Source organism: Xenorhabdus sp. TH1 (genome assembly GCF_037260955.1).
In the GTDB taxonomy this organism is placed as follows: domain Bacteria; phylum Pseudomonadota; class Gammaproteobacteria; order Enterobacterales; family Enterobacteriaceae; genus Xenorhabdus; species Xenorhabdus griffiniae.
In genome coordinates this window covers 768,602-788,055 of sequence record NZ_CP147734.1, presented here as the reverse complement: position 1 = coordinate 788,055, position 19,454 = coordinate 768,602, and the positions used below count along the sequence as shown (strand labels likewise).

General features: G+C 43.8%; 19 protein-coding genes. 10 read left to right on the top strand and 9 right to left on the bottom strand.

Features of this window, described 5'->3' with window-relative positions; translation table 11 throughout:
* Positions 1 to 73: 73 nt before the first annotated feature.
* The 7 genes from sfsA (at position 74) to panC (ending at position 6,275) form a co-directional block, all read left to right on the top strand.
* A complete protein-coding gene (gene sfsA / locus WDV74_RS03455; protein ID WP_338884622.1) occupies positions 74 to 784 on the top strand; it encodes a DNA/RNA nuclease SfsA in 711 nt (236 codons plus the stop codon).
* A 195-nt stretch (positions 785 to 979) separates the two neighbouring features.
* Positions 980 to 1,435 carry an RNA polymerase-binding protein DksA gene (dksA, locus tag WDV74_RS03450; RefSeq protein ID WP_338884620.1) on the top strand — a complete coding sequence of 152 codons (456 nt, stop codon included), beginning with the start codon at positions 980 to 982 and terminating at the stop codon, positions 1,433 to 1,435.
* A 57-nt stretch (positions 1,436 to 1,492) separates the two neighbouring features.
* Positions 1,493 to 2,386, top strand: a complete 894-nt coding sequence (gluQRS, locus tag WDV74_RS03445; protein ID WP_338884618.1) for a tRNA glutamyl-Q(34) synthetase GluQRS — start codon at positions 1,493 to 1,495, stop codon at positions 2,384 to 2,386.
* A gap of 295 nt (positions 2,387 to 2,681) precedes the next feature.
* A complete protein-coding gene (pcnB, locus tag WDV74_RS03440) occupies positions 2,682 to 4,043 on the top strand; it encodes a polynucleotide adenylyltransferase PcnB (protein WP_338884617.1) in 1,362 nt (453 codons plus the stop codon).
* Between the two features lies 1 nt (position 4,044).
* On the top strand, positions 4,045 to 4,527 hold the full coding sequence (folK, locus tag WDV74_RS03435) for a 2-amino-4-hydroxy-6-hydroxymethyldihydropteridine diphosphokinase (RefSeq protein WP_338884615.1): 483 nt from the start codon (positions 4,045 to 4,047) through the stop codon (positions 4,525 to 4,527).
* A 59-nt stretch (positions 4,528 to 4,586) separates the two neighbouring features.
* Positions 4,587 to 5,378: a 3-methyl-2-oxobutanoate hydroxymethyltransferase gene (gene panB / locus WDV74_RS03430; RefSeq protein WP_338884613.1), complete on the top strand. Its 792-nt coding sequence runs from the start codon at positions 4,587 to 4,589 to the stop codon at positions 5,376 to 5,378.
* 39 nt (positions 5,379 to 5,417) lie between these two features.
* Positions 5,418 to 6,275, top strand: a complete 858-nt coding sequence (gene panC / locus WDV74_RS03425; RefSeq protein ID WP_338884612.1) for a pantoate--beta-alanine ligase — start codon at positions 5,418 to 5,420, stop codon at positions 6,273 to 6,275.
* 66 nt (positions 6,276 to 6,341) lie between these two features.
* Here panC and WDV74_RS03420 read toward each other — a convergent pair whose 3' ends face one another.
* Both WDV74_RS03420 and WDV74_RS03415 read right to left on the bottom strand, forming a co-directional pair.
* Positions 6,342 to 7,112, bottom strand: a complete 771-nt coding sequence (locus WDV74_RS03420) for an ABC transporter permease (protein ID WP_338884611.1) — start codon at positions 7,110 to 7,112, stop codon at positions 6,342 to 6,344.
* Positions 7,112 to 8,032, bottom strand: coding sequence for an ABC transporter ATP-binding protein (locus WDV74_RS03415; RefSeq protein ID WP_338884610.1), 921 nt, complete (start codon positions 8,030 to 8,032; stop codon positions 7,112 to 7,114). Before WDV74_RS03415 ends, WDV74_RS03420 begins: the two co-directional genes overlap by 1 nt.
* 184 nt (positions 8,033 to 8,216) lie before the next feature.
* Between WDV74_RS03415 and can the strand changes: the two genes are divergently transcribed.
* Positions 8,217 to 8,870: a carbonate dehydratase gene (gene can / locus WDV74_RS03410; protein ID WP_338884609.1), complete on the top strand. Its 654-nt coding sequence runs from the start codon at positions 8,217 to 8,219 to the stop codon at positions 8,868 to 8,870.
* Between the two features lie 97 nt (positions 8,871 to 8,967).
* On the opposite strand, the gene hpt is transcribed toward can, so the two are convergent.
* From hpt to WDV74_RS03385, 5 genes are all read right to left on the bottom strand, one after another.
* Complete coding sequence (gene hpt, locus WDV74_RS03405) at positions 8,968 to 9,513, bottom strand: hypoxanthine phosphoribosyltransferase (RefSeq protein WP_338884607.1); 546 nt, start codon at positions 9,511 to 9,513, stop codon at positions 8,968 to 8,970.
* Between the two features lie 372 nt (positions 9,514 to 9,885).
* Positions 9,886 to 10,149 (bottom strand): helix-turn-helix transcriptional regulator, encoded by a 264-nt coding sequence (locus WDV74_RS03400; RefSeq protein WP_338884606.1) that lies wholly within the window; start codon positions 10,147 to 10,149, stop codon positions 9,886 to 9,888.
* Positions 10,150 to 10,166: 17 nt separating this feature from the next.
* On the bottom strand, positions 10,167 to 10,388 hold the full coding sequence (locus WDV74_RS03395; RefSeq protein ID WP_139216981.1) for a hypothetical protein: 222 nt from the start codon (positions 10,386 to 10,388) through the stop codon (positions 10,167 to 10,169).
* Positions 10,389 to 10,423: 35 nt separating this feature from the next.
* Positions 10,424 to 10,627, bottom strand: a complete 204-nt coding sequence (locus WDV74_RS03390; RefSeq protein WP_338884604.1) for an AlpA family phage regulatory protein — start codon at positions 10,625 to 10,627, stop codon at positions 10,424 to 10,426.
* A complete protein-coding gene (locus tag WDV74_RS03385; RefSeq protein WP_338884603.1) occupies positions 10,624 to 11,505 on the bottom strand; it encodes an integrase domain-containing protein in 882 nt (293 codons plus the stop codon). The genes WDV74_RS03390 and WDV74_RS03385 overlap by 4 nt, the downstream gene beginning before the upstream one ends.
* Before the next feature lie 1,616 nt (positions 11,506 to 13,121).
* Between WDV74_RS03385 and WDV74_RS03380 the strand changes: the two genes are divergently transcribed.
* Positions 13,122 to 15,941 (top strand): TrlF family AAA-like ATPase, encoded by a 2,820-nt coding sequence (locus tag WDV74_RS03380; RefSeq protein ID WP_338884602.1) that lies wholly within the window; start codon positions 13,122 to 13,124, stop codon positions 15,939 to 15,941.
* A gap of 473 nt (positions 15,942 to 16,414) precedes the next feature.
* Here the strand turns inward: WDV74_RS03380 and WDV74_RS03375 are convergent, their stop codons facing one another.
* Together WDV74_RS03375 and WDV74_RS03370 are read right to left on the bottom strand one after the other, a co-directional pair.
* Positions 16,415 to 18,826, bottom strand: coding sequence for a DUF5906 domain-containing protein (locus WDV74_RS03375; protein ID WP_338884601.1), 2,412 nt, complete (start codon positions 18,824 to 18,826; stop codon positions 16,415 to 16,417).
* A gap of 3 nt (positions 18,827 to 18,829) precedes the next feature.
* On the bottom strand, positions 18,830 to 19,018 hold the full coding sequence (locus tag WDV74_RS03370) for a hypothetical protein (RefSeq protein ID WP_338884599.1): 189 nt from the start codon (positions 19,016 to 19,018) through the stop codon (positions 18,830 to 18,832).
* Between the two features lie 239 nt (positions 19,019 to 19,257).
* Between WDV74_RS03370 and WDV74_RS03365 the strand changes: the two genes are divergently transcribed.
* On the top strand, positions 19,258 to 19,440 hold the full coding sequence (locus WDV74_RS03365) for a YlcI/YnfO family protein (RefSeq protein ID WP_038220725.1): 183 nt from the start codon (positions 19,258 to 19,260) through the stop codon (positions 19,438 to 19,440).
* Positions 19,441 to 19,454 lie beyond the last annotated feature (14 nt).

Genomic DNA, 19,454 nt, shown 5'->3' with positions numbered 1-19,454 from the left:
TAACTTTCAATGGTTGCCATTGTAGCATTAGCGTCTTTGGTTTCATCCGCCCATTGGTCATGAAGGAAAGTTTATGGAATTTTCACCTCCCCTGAAGCCTGCTACCCTAATCCGCCGTTATAAACGCTTTCTTGCGGATGTCCTTACGCCAGAAGGAGAAACACTCACCATTCACTGTGCCAATACGGGAGCCATGACAGGATGTGCCACGCCAGGGGATACCGTGTGGTATTCCACATCCGATAATCCCAAACGCAAGTATCCCAATAGCTGGGAACTCACACAAACCCAGGATGGTCACTGGATTTGTGTCAATACCCTCAGAGCCAATGATCTGGTCTGCCAAGCTATTGAAAAAAATATTATCTCGGAATTATCTGGATATGAGCACATTAGCCGTGAGGTTAGCTATGGCAAAGAAAAAAGTCGGATAGATTTATTGTTACAATCAAAACAAAAAGTTAACTGCTATATTGAAGTCAAATCAGTCACATTGTTACAGGAAAATTATGGTTATTTTCCTGATGCGGTCACAATTCGAGGGCAAAAACATTTACGTGAGCTATCATTGATAGCACAACAAGGCCAGCGGGCTGTTTTATTATTTGCTGTTTTACATTCTGGGATCAGTCAGGTTGCAGCAGCAAAACATATCGACCATGATTATGCTTTTCTTTTGGAACAAGCATGTCAATCCGGGGTCGAAGTAATCTGTTATAAGGCCAGTATGACAGAAAACGGGATGGTTATAAGTGACAAATTACCTTTTGTATCAATGGGATAATTTGTAAACAAATCATACTGACGAGAGGGGTTTTGCAACATATTTAGGCAGTAAACATGCCTGCCTTCACACCATTGCAAAACTAATGACAGGAACAATTGCCAACCTCGCAGTCATCTGTTATTTATAGCGGCCTATTTTTTTCCCCCTCTTGTCGGGGGGTCGTTTGATAGTGCGTGTGTAAGGAGAAGCATTATGCAAGAAGGGCAAAAACGTAAAACCTCGTCCTTGAGCATTCTCGCCATCGCTGGGGTAGAACCTTACCAGGAAAGGCCAGGCGAAGAATACATGAACGATGCCCAGTTAAAGCATTTCAAGCTGATTCTGGAAGCATGGCGCAATCAACTCAGGGATGAAGTAGACCGTACTGTATCTCATATGCAAGATGAGGCAGCAAACTTCCCTGATCCAGTTGACCGTGCGGCGCAAGAAGAAGAGTTCAGTCTTGAATTACGTAATCGGGATCGTGAGCGTAAGTTGATCAAAAAGATCGAAAAAACGCTGAAAAAGGTCGAAGAAGAAGACTTTGGCTATTGTGAAGCCTGTGGGATTGAAATCGGCATCCGCCGTTTAGAGGCTCGTCCAACAGCCGATTTATGTATTGACTGTAAGACGTTGGCCGAAATTCGTGAAAAACAAATGGCTGGCTAACCAATAGGGCTAAGTACGGCGCATTTAGCGCCGTATGCCCCTATGCTTGAATCGACTATGACTCAATCCAGACATTCCTCGTTATATATTGGGCGCTTTGCTCCATCTCCTTCCGGCGATCTCCATTTTGGCTCTCTGGTAACTGCACTAGGTAGTTATCTGCAAGCCCGTGCCTGTCATGGAAAATGGCTGATGCGTATTGACGATATTGATCCTCCACGGGAAATTCCCGGAGCAGACAAACGGATATTGCAAGCTCTTGAGCATTATGGGCTTTACTGGGATGGAGAAGTTCTCTATCAATCCCAGCGTCATGACGCTTACCGTGCCATCCTCGATCAATTAAAACAGCAAGGAGACAGCTATTACTGCACCTGCACCCGCCAACGCATCCAACAACTGGGCGGCTTTTATAATGGCCACTGCCGACATTTACCTCTGCCAGCTCACAACGCTGCAATTCGTCTAAAACAGCACCATCCGATTTATCGTTTTTACGATAAATTGCAAGGCTATATCACCGTGCCTACAAAAATGGCTGAGGAAGATTTCATTATTTATCGCAAAGACGGTTTATTTGCCTATAATCTTGTCGTTGTTATTGATGATAACTATCAAGGTGTCACTGAAATTGTCAGAGGAGCTGATTTAATTGAACCCACGGTTCGCCAGTTGTCTCTGTATCAGCATTTGAATTTTGCAACACCAGATTATGTGCATTTACCTCTCGTGCTAAATAAAGAGGGAAATAAACTTTCTAAGCAAAATCATGCCCAACCGCTCCCATTGGGCGACCCAAGACCATTGCTTATTGATGCGTTATCATTTTTAAATCAGCCCACTATCGCAGGCTGGCAGGATCTCACGACAGATCAACTGCTACAGCAAGCTATCGTCGGTTGGAATATAAACGCGGTTCCGCCAAAAAACCTAACTAATAGACTAAGTTAAATAAAGTCTTTCTATTGGTACTGTAAGCATTCTCAAAAAATGTCCAGTAAGTTATGATTGGCGGCTGTTTTTTGTTTTAATTGATCAGTCACTACCGAGGTGTACCATTTTTAACCGAGTAGCAACTTTCTGTCGTAATTTATTAATCCGCGATCACAAAACACAGCGCGACACACCGGCAGTCAGTGAAAGGCCAGTCACCGTATCTGACCATTCTGCTCAAACAGAGAGCAGTCCTCCGCGTAAACGTAGCAGAGGGAATTATTCATCTTCATCACATGCCGAAAACGACAAAATGAAGAAAAAATCTGTAAGGACAATGCCTTCGGACTCCCCGATCACGGTGATCCCACGCGAACAGCATCCTATTTCACGCAAGGACATCAGTGATAATGCCTTAAAGGTTCTATATCGCCTAAATAAATCAGGTTTTGAAGCTTACCTGGTCGGAGGCGGGGTTCGTGATCTACTGCTGCACAAAAAACCCAAAGATTTTGATATAGCAACCAACGCTACACCGGAACAAGTTCGTCAACTGTTCCGTAACTGTCGCCTTGTCGGACGTCGTTTTCGTCTTGCCCATATCATGTTTGGCCCTGATGTGATTGAAGTTGCCACCTTCCGCGGTCCGCATGAGCAAATTGAAAACAATGACCGGAACCAGTCACATAAAGCCCAAAGCGGCATGTTACTGCGGGATAATATTTTTGGTTCAGTAGAAGAAGATGCGGTTCGTCGTGATTTCACGATCAATAGCCTCTATTACGGCATTGAAGATTTCGCGCTGCGGGATTACATAGGTGGCATGGCCGATCTGAACGCAGGTATCATTCGCCTGATTGGTGATCCAGAAACACGCTATCGGGAAGACCCCGTGCGGATGCTGCGGGCGGTTCGTTTCGCCAGCAAACTGGATATGACTATCGAGCCAGCTACCGCTGAGCCTATCCCACGCCTGGCATTTCTATTGAAAGATATTCCAGCGGCACGTCTGTTCGAAGAATCCCTGAAATTGTTACAGACAGGGCAGGGTTACAAGACTTATAAACTGCTGCGCGAATATCATCTGTTCCAGCCATTGTTTCCGCTTATTCAACCGGGTTTCACCCAGCGTGGTGATTCGTCAATGGAAAAGCTGTTAGTACAGGTATTGAAAAATACCGATTTTCGCTTACAAAGTGATAAAAGAGTGAATCCCGCGTTCTTATTTGCGGCCATGCTATGGTATCCCTTGATTGAACATGCGGAAAAACTGACACAGGAAGGCGGATTACAGTATTACGAGGCTTTTGCATTAGCAATGAATGATATTCTTGATGAGCAGTGCCGCTCCATTGCTATCCCGAAACGCCATACCACCACCATGCGCGATATCTGGTTGCTCCAGCTGCGCTTACCGCGTCGTCAAGGAAAACGAGCAAATAAATTAATGGAACATCCGAAGTTCCGTGCTGCATATGATTTACTGGAATTGCGCGCCAGCATTGAACCACGCCATGAATTGAGAGAGTTGGTACAGTGGTGGGCTGATTTCCAACAGTCAACATCCTCACAACAGCGCGAAATGATATCTGATCTGGGTAGCGAACCCATTCGCCGCAGGACACGCCCCCGCCGTGGTGGACGCATTCGCCAGAACAGGAACAACGGTTATTAATATGACTCGAGCCTATATCGCCATTGGCAGTAATCTGGCTAACCCTTTGCAGCAAGTCAATAATGCACTTGCTGCCCTGAAAAAGATCCCTGATACCACTTTTATTGTTCGCTCATCTTTTTACCGAACCAAACCAATGGGGCCACAGGATCAACCCGATTACCTCAACCTTGCCGTTGTATTGGAAACCCAATTATCCCCAGAAACATTGCTTGATCACACCCAAGCGATCGAACTGGAACAAGGACGCGTTCGTAAAGGCGAACGCTGGGGGCCGAGAACGCTCGATTTGGACATCATGCTGTTTGGTAATCACATCATCAACACCGAACGCTTGACGGTTCCCCACTATGGGTTAAAACAGCGTGAATTTATGCTTTATCCACTTGCAGAAATTGCCCCAGACCTTGTGTTTCCCGATGGAGAAACGCTGGCAGAGCAATTAAAAAAAGTACCGGAAAATGGCCTGACGCTTTGGTTATAGTTTGTTGTAGAGGGGCAACGGAAAAACAGAGGGTATAACTAACTATTCAGGAGAGAATGATGAAGCCAACAACTCTGGCTGATCTAAATCAGTTAAAAAAAGACAAGCGCAAATTTGCAACCATCACCGCCTACGATGCCAGTTTCGCCCACCTTTTCGCCGAACAAGGCATTAATGTCATGCTCATTGGTGACTCACTCGGCATGACCATACAGGGATTTGATTCTACCCTACCTGTCACTGTTGACGATATTTCTTACCACACCCGAAGTGTTCGCGCTGGCGCCTCCCATGCTTTTCTCATCGCGGATATGCCTTTCATGAGCTACGCAACCCCCGAACAAAGTTTTAACAATGCGGCTGCACTAATGCGCTCTGGTGCCAATATGGTCAAAATTGAAGGTGGAGATTGGCTATGTGAGACCGTCAAAATGCTGACCGAGCGAGCCGTCCCTGTTTGCGGTCATTTAGGCCTGACGCCACAATCAGTCAATGTACTTGGAGGCTATAAAGTTCAGGGACGCGATGACACCTCGGCTCAAAAGTTATTTGACGATGCGATTGCTTTGGAAAAAGCAGGCATGCAACTCCTGGTGTTAGAATGTGTTCCGACGGCACTAGCGCAGCGTATCACTGAAGCACTGGAAATTCCGGTTATTGGCATTGGGGCAGGTAATATGACTGACGGTCAAATTCTGGTTATGCATGATGCCCTGGGTATCACAGCAAGACCTCCAAAATTTGCCAAAAACTTCCTCGCAGAAACTGGCAATATAAGGGATGCTATCCGCCTGTATATTGAACACGTAGAAAGCGGCGCCTATCCTGACCAGGCACACTCATTCAACTGATTATTCTCCAGCATGACGACTAATTAAGGGAGTACAGCAATGCTGATTATAGAAACGATCCCCATTTTACGCCGAGAAATCCGTCGCTGGCGCCAGGCAGGCAAACGTATTGCCTTCGTCCCTACGATGGGAAACCTGCATGATGGTCATATGGCGTTAGTTGATACCGCCAAAGCACAGGCTGACGTTGTGATCGTCAGCATTTTCGTCAACCCGATGCAATTTGATCGAGAAGACGATCTGGTCAATTATCCTCGCACCTTGCAGGAAGATTGCGAAAAACTGAGCCGTCGCAATGTCGAGTTGGTATTCGCCCCTAATGCTAACGAAATGTACCCACATGGTTTAAACGGCAACCAAACTTTTGTCGAAGTACCCGAACTTTCTTATATCCTTGAAGGTGCCAGCCGACCAGGACATTTCCGGGGCGTCACAACCGTTGTCAGCAAATTGTTTAACCTGATCCAGCCCGATCTGGTTTATTTCGGCGAAAAAGATTTCCAGCAATTACAGATTATCCGCAAGATGATTGCAGATATGGCTTACGATATTACATTGGTTTCTGTGCCGATTGTCCGTGATAAAAATGGATTGGCGCTAAGCTCACGTAATAACCTTCTGTCCGCTGAAGAGAAAAAAATTGCGCCCTTGCTGAATAAGATTATGCAATGTATGGCAGAAAGGCTGAAAAATGGCGAACACGATACTGAGCGACTCATTGAACTGGCATCTGCCCATTTGCGGGAAGAAGGCTTTATGCCGGATGAGTTATTTATCCGTGATGCAGAAAACCTGCTGCCATTAACGGCACAAAGTAAAAAAGCCGTGATCCTGATGGCGGCATGGTTGGGACAAACACGACTGATTGATAATCAGCAGGTTATTTTAGCTGCCTGATTTTAATTGTAGATGCGTGTGTATCGCCACTCCGCCGCCATCAACGGCGGAGTATTAAATTTTAGCTTAAGTTCTGAGCCCTCTCCCTGATTCAATGAGATACCAGGCTAATCCATAGAATCCAGCAATAAAGATCCCTAACATACCTAATGTCATCGCCAGAGAAACATCCATAATACCGAGAAATCCATAACGGAAGCCACTGACCATATAGACGATGGGGTTTAGCTTTGACACTATCTGCCAAAAAGTAGGCAACAGGGTAAGGGAGTAGAATACGCCCCCCAGATAGGTCAACGGAGTCAGAACAAATGTTGGAATGATACTAATATCATCGAATGTTTTCGCAAAAATGGCATTCAATAGCCCCGCCAACGAAAATAGAATCGACGTTGCCAGCAAAGTGATCACCACCATTCCCCATGAATGTATCTGCAATGGTACGAACAATAGTGAAACCAATGTCACCAGAATGCCAACACATACCCCACGGGCTACCCCGCCCCCCACAAATCCAGCAATGATGACATGGGTTGGAACCGGAGCAACCAGTACTTCTTCAATGCTATGCTGGAACTTAGCGCCAAAGAAAGATGAAGAAACGTTAGCGTAAGAGTTGGTGATCACTGACATCATGATCAACCCAGGTACAATAAACTGCATATAACCAACGCCCCCCATTTCGCCAATGCGGGAACCGACCAGATTGCCGAAAATAACGAAATAAAGGGACATAGTGATCACTGGCGGTAGTAATGTCTGCACCCAAATACGACCAAAACGGGTGACTTCTTTAATCCAAATAGTTTTCAGAGCCACCCAATACAGTTGGATCATTACCTCTCCCCTTTATTATTGGTTAATCCGACAAACAGCTCTTCAAGACGATTAGCTTTGTTACGCATGCTGCTGATTTGTATACCCTGCTTACTTAGCTGGGAGAAAACATCATTTAATCCCTGCCCACGTTTTACATCTACTTCCAGCGTTACTGCATCAATCAGACGGTAATCGTAACCCTCAACAACCGGCTTTTCCCCTTTCACTGATAAGTCGAGCAAGAATGTTTCGCTTTCAAGTTGGCTAAGCAGGTTCTTCATGCTTGTGTTTTCCACTAGCTCGCCATGTTGGATAATGCCGATGTTTCGGCACAGCATCTCAGCCTCTTCAAGGTAATGAGTCGTCAGAATGATAGTCGTTCCTTGCGCATTCAATTCTCTCAAAAAGTCCCACATAGATCGGCGTAGTTCGATATCCACCCCTGCCGTGGGTTCATCAAGGATCAACAATTTTGGCTGGTGCATTAGAGCACGGGCAATCATTAAACGCCGTTTCATGCCGCCAGACAAACGAATTGCCCGTTCGTTACGTTTTTCCCATAGATCCAACTGAGTAAGATAGGTTTCTGCTCTCTCCAATGCCACATTCCGCGGGACACCATAATATCCCGCTTGGTTTAATACAATTTGGATCACCGTCTCGAATGGGTTGAAATTAAATTCCTGTGGAACAAGGCCGAGTTGCCGTTTAGCATTAACGAGAGCCGTATCAATATCGTAACCAAAGACCTTGACCTTACCCCCACTTTTATTCACCAAGGAACTAATAATACCTATAGTGGTGGATTTCCCCGCGCCATTTGGCCCTAAAAGGGCGTAGAAATCACCGGCTTCTACACACAAATCAATTCCTCGCAGCGCTTTCACTCCACTCTCATAGACTTTCGTGAGCTGCGTCAATTCCAATGCATAAACCATAAGTAAAAAATACCTTTATTATTTGCTATTCCTGACTGCTGCAAGATAGAAATTATGCCATTATTTTTTCCCTATTTCTTAGCAATGGTAGGGGGTAAATAAAAAACATTCCTCAATTAAATATTAAATTCTCAATTAATGTTGTATATGATTCTATCTCAAAAACGTTACCAGGCTATTTGTTATGATGAGAAAAATTGAAGAGCTGTTTGCGAGGAACAAGCAGTGGTCAAAGTCCGTAAATGAAGAAAACCCACTTTTTTTCAAAGAATTATCAAAAGCGCAAAAACCTCATTTTCTGTGGATAGGCTGTTCTGATAGCCGAGTACCTGCCGAAAAATTGATTGACGCAGCACCAGGCGATCTTTTTGTTCATCGCAACGTCGCTAATCTCGTTATCCATACCGATTTAAACTGTTTATCTGTTGTACAATATGCCGTTGATGTTTTACAGGTTGAACACATCATTATCTGTGGTCACTACGGTTGTGGTGGTATTGAAGCTGCGGTGGACGGCACTGAGTTAGGGTTAATCAATAACTGGCTGCTCCATGTCCGTGATTTATGGTACAAACACAGTTCCATGCTTGGTGAGTTACCTCCTAATGATAGGCTAAATCGCTTGTGTGAATTGAATGTCATTGAACAGGTTTACAATCTCGGCCATTCAACCATTATGCAATCCGCATGGAAACGCGGGCAGAAAGTGATGCTCCATGGTTGGGTGTATGGCTTAAAGGATGGTGAGTTACATGATCTGGATATTACAGCTGACAGCCGTGAAAAATTGGAGCTCAATTACCGTCAGGCTATTTCCAAATTATCCCAAACAAAATAATCGTTCGAAAGACAACCTATTAATTAGAAAAATAAATGGCAGCAAAAAAGCTGCCATTTACTTATACCGTATTGATTATTTCTGCTTATCGAAAATATTAATCTTCCAGCAAGGTGACATGCCCGATATAAGGCAGATGGCGATAATGCTGTGCATAGTCAATGCCGTAACCGACAACAAATTTATCTTCAATGGAATAACCAATCCACTCAACTGGAACATCGACTTCACGGCGAGATGGTTTGTTCAACAAAGTACAAATTGCCAGTGAATTAGGTTCACGCAACGCCAGAATCTCACGGATTTTGTTTAATGTATTGCCTGAGTCGATAATATCTTCAACGATCAACACATCTTTACCACGAATGTCCTCATCCAAATCCTTAAGGATTTTCACATCGCGGGTAGAACTCATTTCATTGCCATAGCTGGATGCTGTCATAAAATCCACTTCGTGGGGAACCTGAACTTCACGGCATAAATCTGCCATAAAGATAAACGATCCTCTCAACAGGCCAACCAGCACTAATTCACAATCACTATTACGATAGTGCTCTGTAATCTGTTGCCCCAGCTCAGCAATACGTTGCTTAACCTCCTGCTCGGAGATCATCACTTCTACAATATGTTTTAGTTCATTCATAACTATATATTTTTAAATAAGAATTAAAATAAAATCAGGTATCTTTTTACGAAAAGTGATACACCGATTGATATACCGTTCACCACACAAAGACGCAGACACAAGAAAACATGAGAACAAAATATTTTGCAGAGCATATCAGAATTCACTGCCTACAGTAAAAGAAGGGTTGAATTTATGACTCGTTGCCAGTGAGTAGTTCAGTACACTAAACGTTCTGACCTTGTGACAGGAGGTTGCAGCGCATTTCATCGGAAGGTATTAAAGATTTCGGTGACGGATAACCCATTGTGCCACCTCATCAAAGCAAACAACACAGTAGGTCATGAGATGAGGTGACTATTTCCCTGATGTTTTGCAGTATTAAAATAATTATCCTGCTAATTTCTCGCGAATTTTGCGTTCGATAAGATTACCGTTCATATCAAAATAACGGCTAGGCCAGATTTCAGATGGGTGAATGTTGAGATAATTAGCAATAATCCATTCGCCTTTAGGCCACGGGCGGCTTAATGCGTTTGCTAATGTCGATGAACTGAGTCCCGCTTCACGGGAGACAGCCGCCAAGGTTGTACCACGTTTACGTAATGCAGCAATAATATCGGCTTGATGCCAGTCATTTCTAACGTTATTCATTCCTGCTACCCCTTCCATTAATTAATCATTGATGGTGGTGATTCAAGCAGGGTTAGCAGACCGGAGTACCCACCGGCGAGGCCGAAGCCTCCCCCACCTGAACCACCATTGAAAGGGTGATAGCAAGCGCACTGGCAGAAATATCCTACCAGTGTTTGGGTACACAAGGCTGCTAAACCTTGACCATCGGATTTTGCCAATGGCGGGATTACTTTAACTGATTGTTTTATCTGACTCAATAACTGAATCACTAATACCAATCACTAACTCAGTCTCAATTCAATAGGTTAGGAACCTTACTGGCTTTATTTGCCGCCCATTCATCAACTTCTTTTGCCATCCATAGCATAGAACGGATACCCAGCCTGCGAGGTTTAGGAAAACTTCCCTGCCGAATCAAATGATCGATTTGTGATTTTTCCAATCCGGTCTTTTTCATCACATAGTCCAGACGAATGAAAGTCAGAGTTTCCATCATTCCTGCCCTCCCTGACTGTAAACTCGTTCCACATAACGCCCACGACCATCCCCATGCCCTAAATCCATTGAGACCAATGCTCGTGCTTCTTGGCGGCTAAAGCCATTTTGTTGGTAAAACGCCAGTGCATCCTGTGCCCATGCATAACGCAAACTGTGGGGAGAATGGCAGCCCTTTAAACCAATCCTTGTGGTATGGGTTCGCCAATAGTTCATGGCCTGTTTGAGATCCGGTTTATCAATCAACCTGCCACCGCGTTGTTCTGCAATAGCAATGGCCTGCTCTACAGCTTCTTTCACCGCAGCAACATCCAGTACGCGAGTTTGTCTTGGCCGGCCGCCTTTTGTACCGAAAACAACATGAAGTTTCGGTTCTGGTTGTTCTAACTGCTTCCGCCAACTTTTCAGTGAAGCACTACATTGCACTGCTTCCTGAGAACGCAGTCCCATCAAGCGGGCAAGTTTCAGTGTGACTGCAAATCCGGCATCACGCTCAAGTGCCTTCTGATAAACAACCTGAAACGTGGCATCAGGGATCGCCTGTTTCGTTCCGGCGCGGCTGGCTCCATTTAATCCCAACGCCTTATTGCTCAAACGCGGAGAAGTTTCCAGTTTCTTCCGGCCTGCCATGCGGAAAATATTACGCAGCGCAGACATTTCATTCTGTACTGTTCGTTTAGCAATGCCCTGAGATAAACGGGCATCAACGTAATGTTCTACATGCTTGGCTTTCAAGTGTCCGAGACTTTTAACCTGAATATTCAGGCTCAATAACAACGCGCCCAAACGCCCCGCAATCCGAGTGCGGTCATGGCAGGTTTTATGGCTGCCGCCACCCTGCCGGGCAAAAAATTTTAATTCCTTAATCAATCGGCTCATCTGATTCCCCTACTTAACCTTTCAACATGCAATCTCTGGCGCGCGACAGTGCTGACAAAACAGGAAATGCCTGCTTTGTCCTTGACGGATATCTGTGCGCCAGAGTGAACGCGGGTTGAGGTATTGCGGGGTATCGGTTGAGTACTCAGTACTGCCGCCTGTATAAACAGGTCATCCCCACTGGCAAAAAAACCAGCCTCGATATCGTCAAGTTCTCCTTTTGATGCTTTTTCAATCTATAAAATGCAGTGTCAGATTCACTGCGCTGTTAAGCAGGCATGAGCCTGTTATCGTCATGTTGTCCTTTTGCTGCGGCGTCACTTTCAGCGATAAATCCGCAAAAAGTGACGCCTTAAGTCCGCAAACAGTCAGCAAAAGTGGTGCGAGCGTTGAAATGCCAATAGGCACAGCAAAACGCCGCAAGGTTAAGGCTCAAACGGTAGCAATAAGCAATTGTTTAGGTGTAGAGAAGCCGCCCGCTAAATATTTCAAGCAGACATAGCTAAGCATGAGCGAGATGCGCGAAAGCAATCCTGCTCATTGAGGTGAAATGAGATCGAGACGTAACTCAACCCCATAGTGCGTAAGGCTGATGGGTTTTATCACCTGACGCTAATGTGAAAAGTAAGCAAATATTCTTGCTTACCTAAGAGTGGATCTTCCCCACCCTGAAGCCAGCTACGAAAGGTAATGAAAATCACAACCTAACGCGCCTAAGTACCGTTGGTACTCTATTAGTTAAAAAAACCTTCATCGCCGGACGGTGGGTTATGTGTCCGGCGATATCTGCTTCCAAAAGTGCGCAGATGTACCGCAAGGTTCGCTCTCCCTTCCAGGCTACGGGAGTTTTCCTAGTCGCTCGAAAGCGCTTCCTTTCAGACTATAGGAAGCATTGGTGACCATCGGTGATGGTGATTGAACGAACTTAGGTTAACGAATCTTTTTGATAGTGGCAAGTGAGAGGGAGATTTTTATAGACACATGGAATAAATCTTTTATCTCTGTGATCCACACACTTATATTATTATCCTAATCAAAGCAGCGTCCTTCCCTTATAAGGATTTGTAATCTATAAATTAAAGATTATAGTGTATAGTCAGATTTGACGGATTGCTTTGTACAAAAGCAACTATTAGTTTGAGTGATGACTAACTCGTTTTTACCCCAAAGTGAGTTAGCCGTCCTATGAATCGAGATACAGGTAATTCGATTCATGAGAAGTCATTGTACACACTTCGTCCGTATACAATGCACATTTTCGTCGGTTATATTAAAAAATATCGTTATTTTTCAGTATGTTGAATGCTCCATCAGACGAACTAAGTGCGACTTGCTGATGAGGATATTGTGCATGCACATGTTGCCCGTAAAGTTATCAGTACAAATCCAGATAACTAACTGAGTTTACACGAAAAACGTAGTCCCATTTTTCCAGAGACAAAAGTGATAACTGCGCATGCACACTATCAAAATGTTAGCACTCTATTAAGTAAATCGAACATAAGGGGCTTTGTTTCCTAATAGTGAATCTGACTTGTTTTTAGGTACTCAAATAGGATTAAAATCTTTTTGTTTCTTTTGAACACACAGCGGAGCAAGAAATTCAAGCTGGGAAAGTGGCTGGCAAAGCACAAGCAGCAGTGGATCATTCTTTTAGGAAACAAAGCCAACTTAAGGATGTAAAAATGAGTTTTGTTGGAGCAAGATGGTGGAAGTTCGATTTTCATACACATACGCCAGCTTCTTTTGACTATGGAAAAGCGGATAGCAATTTAAAAACCTCAAAAACCCCAAAAGATTGGCTATTAGATTATATAGCTAAAGGTATTGAGTGTGTTGCAGTCACAGATCATAACACTGGTGAGTGGATTGATGGACTTAAAGATGCAGCAGAGAACTTAAGAGCTGAAGGTTATTCAATTTACATTTTTCCTGGTGTAGAAATAACGGCTAACTCAAACATACATGTTTTGGGGATTTTCGATCCAAGTGCTACTTCAGCAGATATTAATGCTATTGTCGGTGTTTCAAAATTCCGAGGCACAAAAGGTGATAGTAACTCGGTAGCTGAAGAGAGTGCTGAAAACGTAATAAAAGAAATAGTTTCCGCTGGGGGCGTAGCAATACCAGCTCATATTGATATGAAGGCGGGGCTTTGTCAGCAAACTTCTTCACACACCATCAGGCAAGTCTGCGAGCGTGCAAACGCAATTGAGATAATATTTCCTGATCAGATAAGACCCGATGCTCCTTTATCAAGGTACACTAATCTAAATCTTGAACTACCATCAATAATTGGCTCCGATGCTCATCATCCGAAAGATATTGGGAGAGCGTATACATGGGTCAAAATGTCATCTCCTTCTATTGAAGGGCTTAAGCTAGCCTTGGTTGATGGTTCTTCTTCCCTAATTCGATCAGATAACGAAACTACCGATCCAAATCGTGCTTCAAATACCTTGTTGCGATCTGTAACTGTTGAAAATGCTAAATATGCGGGTCGGTCTTCCCCTTTAACAATCGAATTCAATCCTTGGCTAAATTCAATTATTGGTGGTCGAGGAAGTGGCAAGTCTTCTGTCCTTGAATTTATACGTTTAGGTATGGATAGAGCTAGAGACATATGTGGGTTAAGTAGCGAAAATGAAATTCGCCGCTCCTTCGAAAGCTTCATAAAAATATCTACTTCCAGAGACTCCGAAGGAGTCATGCTAGCGGATACAAAAGTTAGTTGTGTTTATACAAGAGATGATGTTCATTACCTTCTAACTTGGAAAAGAAAAAGTAACGAAGTTTCGATTTGTCGCTATGATGGTGAAAATTGGGTTCCTGAAGAAGGAGAGGCTCACTCTCGTTTTCCAATAAAGATATTTAGTCAGAAGCAAATTTTCGACCTGGCTAAAAACCCTAATGCTCTTCTCCGATTGATAGATGAGTCTTCAACTGTTGGTTTCCAGCAATGGAAGATGGAATGGGCAGAAAAAAACAGTCACTTCCAAACACTATGCAGCCAGAGACGAGAGCTTCAATCTAGACTATCAAATAAAAATATTTTGTTAGGGCAACTATCTGATGTAGAGCAAAAGATTAAAACATTAGAACAATCTGACCATAAAGAAATTCTAAATAGCTATCAGGTCATTAGAGCAAAAAAATCTAGCGTTTTACAATGCGAAGCAGATATCGAAAATATCAAGATCCAAACTGGGTCTTTAATTAGCTCGGTTCCTACACCAACGATCAACATGGATACATTCGATGCACAAGTTACGAGCGAAGCAGAGTTATTTGACAAGTTACAGGAATTGAATAAATCAGCTATATCTTTTAAAAATAGTCTCAGCAAATCTCTAGAAGATATTGAGGGGCAGCTTTCTCAATTTAGAGAGTGGTATGCCAATTCAGAATTCAACAAAGCTCATATTGCTGTTGATGAACAATATGATAAACTAGTCCAACGCTTTCATTATGAAGGGATTGGCAGCCCTACTGATTATGCCAAGCTGATAGGCGAAAGGGAAACAATTAATCAATCATTAAAAGAAATGGAACCAATTGGTCGTCAGGTCAGCGAATTAGATTCCTCGATAAATTCTGCATATCAGGAAATAATAGGATGCAGAAAACAGTTAACTGTAAACCGTATTAAGTTCTTAGAGCAGTATCTTTCAGGGAACTCTTCAATCCAAGTTGAAGTAACGCCGTTTTCTGATGTGGATAAATTAGATGCTTCGTTCAGAAGCATCATAGGTCGGTCTGATGGTGTTTACTCTGCTGAGTTGTTTGATTTGGATCGTGGATGCGGCTTCCTATTCAATCTTAATGCAGAGTTGTTATCTACACCAAGATCGTCTGATTCCAGTAACCTAGAACCATGGCTATCTCAAATTCACAATTTCAAACAGGAACTATTTAATTTTAGGTCTGGAGAAGTAAGGGGTACAAGGCTGGGTAAAAGGTTTATTGACTATATGGAAAAACTCCAGCCTCAAAGCTTTGATGCTCTAACGACTTGGTTTCCGGATGATAAGTTGGCAATTAAGTTTAATGACGGAAATAGGTTTAAGGATGTTTCTCAGGGTTCTGCTGGACAAAAAGCTTCAGCAATCCTGTCGTTTCTTTTGTCTTATGGAACAGATCCCCTCGTTTTGGATCAGCCCGAAGATGACCTGGATAATGGCCTCATTACTAGCCTAATAGTATCAAAGCTACACGAAAACAAAGCAGATAGGCAGATAATTGTCGTAACTCATAACCCGAATATTGTTGTAAATGGTGACTCAGAGTATGTGGTCGCATTAGAAGATCTAGGTCAAATTAACGCCGTGGCTTCTGGTGCGTTACAAGAAGTAAGTGTCAGGAAAAATGTTTGCGAAATCATGGAAGGGGGCGAAATCGCTCTTCAGCAAAGATACAAGAGAATGTTTAATGTGTAACGTATGCCAAGTGTTAATAAAATCAAATGATTACCTCACTTGAATTTCACGTAATGCAACAGATTAAAAACACACTGACGCGCTGCGCTTGTCTTCTCCATGTTACCGGGCTAATACATTAACCCGGTAACATGGAGAGCCTAAAAAAACACCAAACCAGCCAAGAAAACCCTGTTTATTTACCCCCCTCCCTATTACAGAATTATGGGTAAAACTGTTCACCCTGTTCACCTTGCCATATTCTCTTTTAAATACATTAGGTTAAAGGGTGATAACTTGAAATCAGACTCATCATCCCTGTTCACTCAATCCTTCACCAAAAACAAGAAAAAAGTGAACAGTATGAATACTTGTGAATAGTTAAAAAATAACTATTCACCATTCAATAGATTGATATTTATGGTTTTAATGACAGGATGAACAGTGGTGAACACTTTTTTATGTTTTTTTTATATTTACCAAGATGAAAAAAATTATTCTTCTGGCAGGTTATCCCTTGTCAATTTTGGCAGCCATTCATTGGCGTCTTCGATATTCAAACTGAGATTGCTGCGAATGCCCTGTTTACTTTTCTTGCGTAGGTAATGCTGGCTGTATTCGGCCAGTGCGCCCGGCATATCCATACCGAACCGAGTCACGGAAACAGGTTTATTCAGGTTGTTGCCTTTCATATAAGCAAGGTAGGAGTGATAGAGGTATTTGCGGGGATTGAACGGCAGAATTTCCGCATTGCCGATTAACATGCCGTCGGCTTCACTGGAAGCCATCAGATAACCGCAAAAATCCACTAAGGAATCTGTGCCACGTTTGATATCTAGCGCTTCTTCGGATTTTTGTTGCTCTGCCAGTAAACGCTTTGCTTCTTTCGGGTCAGCAAATCGATGAAATAAGTGCTGGATAATTACGGGTAATTCCGCCGCTATTTTGTCTCGCAGAAAGGGATCGCGTTCATGTTCCGGCACGACTTCAGAAAATTTGAAAATCACCCGACGCCGCGATACTCCACCACTGCGATCACTGAAACTCATGGCGTTATTGTTCACTGCCAGCACCACAGCAGGAATACGAGTTGAATAGGGCTGCTTATGCTTAGGGTCGATGGAAACTTCATCCCCGCCCGTAATTGCTTTAATGCCTGAACCATCACCTACATAGCGAGTTTGATCAGGCAAAATGATGAGTGAGTAGCCCACAATCAGTGCCCTGTCCCGTGCGTTTTCCAGTGCAGACATGTTTGCTGATACAGTATTCCCTTTGCCTGCCAGCATAGTACAGATTTCAGCAAAGATACTTTTGCCACTGCCTCCGGCTCCAGTCACTTCCAGAAAAAGCTGCCAGTCGTAGCGGTTCGCCAGAACCATGAACAGCGCTGCCAATACCCGATCTGACTTGTTCTCACAATTGGCTACTGCTCGATTGAGCCAACGCCAAAAATACGGAGCATGATCTTTCATGTTTCGCCCCGAAACAGAGGTTTTGAACACCACATCACTGGCAAGCAGCAACCAGTCATTTTTGCTATGAGGCCGGAACTGGCACGTTTTCAGGTCAAACACCCCATTACTGAACCCGATTAAATGACGTTCTGGCGGTAGCATCATGGGAAGCTGTAATTTCAGGGCATCCACAGCCGAACGAATCCCATTGGGAGAATAGGGCGCTTTTGCCTCAATAAAAGCAGCGACCATTTCCCGCTGTAAGTCGCGATCACTGACCGGCTGCCAAACAATACCGTCATAGTGATGAACCATTTCCGAAGTACCGTCCAATGCCAAATCACCATCATAGCGTTCAAGTAAGACTTCTCCACGTTGGCTGGCTCCCATCTGGCATAATGTTGGCTTAACGGATTTCTCATTTTTCGGTTTATTTATTGGTTTTTCTTTCACTGACTCCGGCTGATAAAGCCCTTGATAAAACGCCTGTTTTGCCATGTCTACACCGTTTTGTTGGCGATAATCGTCCCAGTCAGCTTTGATATTACCCGGTGGTAATGTGACCCAACCATCCACCGCAAGGGCGGCTCTTTCTGCCGAGATCTTGCCGACATTCTTTTTGGGTTTGCCGTCTTTACCCAGCTCGCCCGGTTCGTACCAGTCTTTATCTGCTGCAATGATGATTTTTACGTCCGGCCAACGTTCCCGAACGGCTTTTGCAACAGGAAATAAATTTCCCTCATCCAGTGCGGCCAGAACCAGACCGTTATATAACTGACTGATCGTCAGCGCCGTGGCGTAGCCCTCTGTAATCAACACCGTGTCCGGTTGCTCTTCCAGTGCTGACAGAGGAATAAACGACCCCTTCTTTTGGCTGCCGAATAGCAATTTTTTCTCGCCATCCGGCCTGATAAGCTGCGCTCCGGTAACTTCGCCTTCGGTACTTTGCAAAATCAGTAGCAAAGAACCGTCTTCAAGCAATCGCTGATTAGAGCATTGCAGCCCCTTTGTGGTCAGATATTGGGAATGTCCTGTGACAGATTTAGCCATCAATGCTGCCACTTTTTCAGCAATCGGCTGTGTTGTGTAAATGGTTTCTTTGGCTGGCTTGGGTTCTGGCAAAGGCAACGCCAGCACGTCAGCAATAACTTTTGCCGCCTCAGTGATGGAGATTCCTTTAGTTCTTGCTACTAAATCCAGCCCATCACCATATTTTGGCTCGTCACATTGGCGGCAATACCAGTTGCCGTTATGGTGATCATCAATAAAGTGGAAGCGGTCAGTACCTCCACAGATAGGGCAAGCACCATGTTTACCCTTTGCCGGAATATCAATGCCACAGGCAGGCAGCAAACTTTCCCAATAATACATCGCCGATTTTTTCACAGTCTGGATAAGATCGAGCGATTTTTGACGGATGTTAAATCCATATAAAGATGTGTGACTCATGATTCATTCCTTATAAACCGCCGCCTGAAGCGCATGATAAATTTCCTGATTGATATCACATGCCAGCGCAATCAGGTTATTTAAGTCGATTGAACACTCATCTTTGGCTTTTTCGAGAATGACGTAAAATAAAGAGGTAGCCAGACCAGATTGGTGCATAGCTTGAGCCAGCGAAACAGGCTGATTACGCATAATGCACCTCCTGAAAGCAAGTTTCGGAGACAACAAATACATCAAGGCATGTAAATTTAAGGCGAGTTTGGGTATGCTGTATGTCAGCCATCATCGTTACCTGAATTAACGGTTGTTGGTTAGACGCCTCGACAGTGTTTGCCGCACTTCGAGGCGTTGCTTTTTGTAGATATACGTACTTAATTACTTTATATTGGTACGTACCGACACTATTCACCCTAACACCCTGGTACATACCAATGCAAGACAATAAGACTAAAAAACCATTCGAGAGATCAGGCAGCACAAAAAAGAATATTCGTTTTGAAGATGAGCTACTTGTACAAATCGAATCCGTTGCAGGTAGTGGTAATTTCAGTGCCTGGGTTAAAGATGCCTGCCGGGAAAGATTGCGTAAGTTAGGTATTGAGCCAAAAGGTTGAATTATTCCATTAAT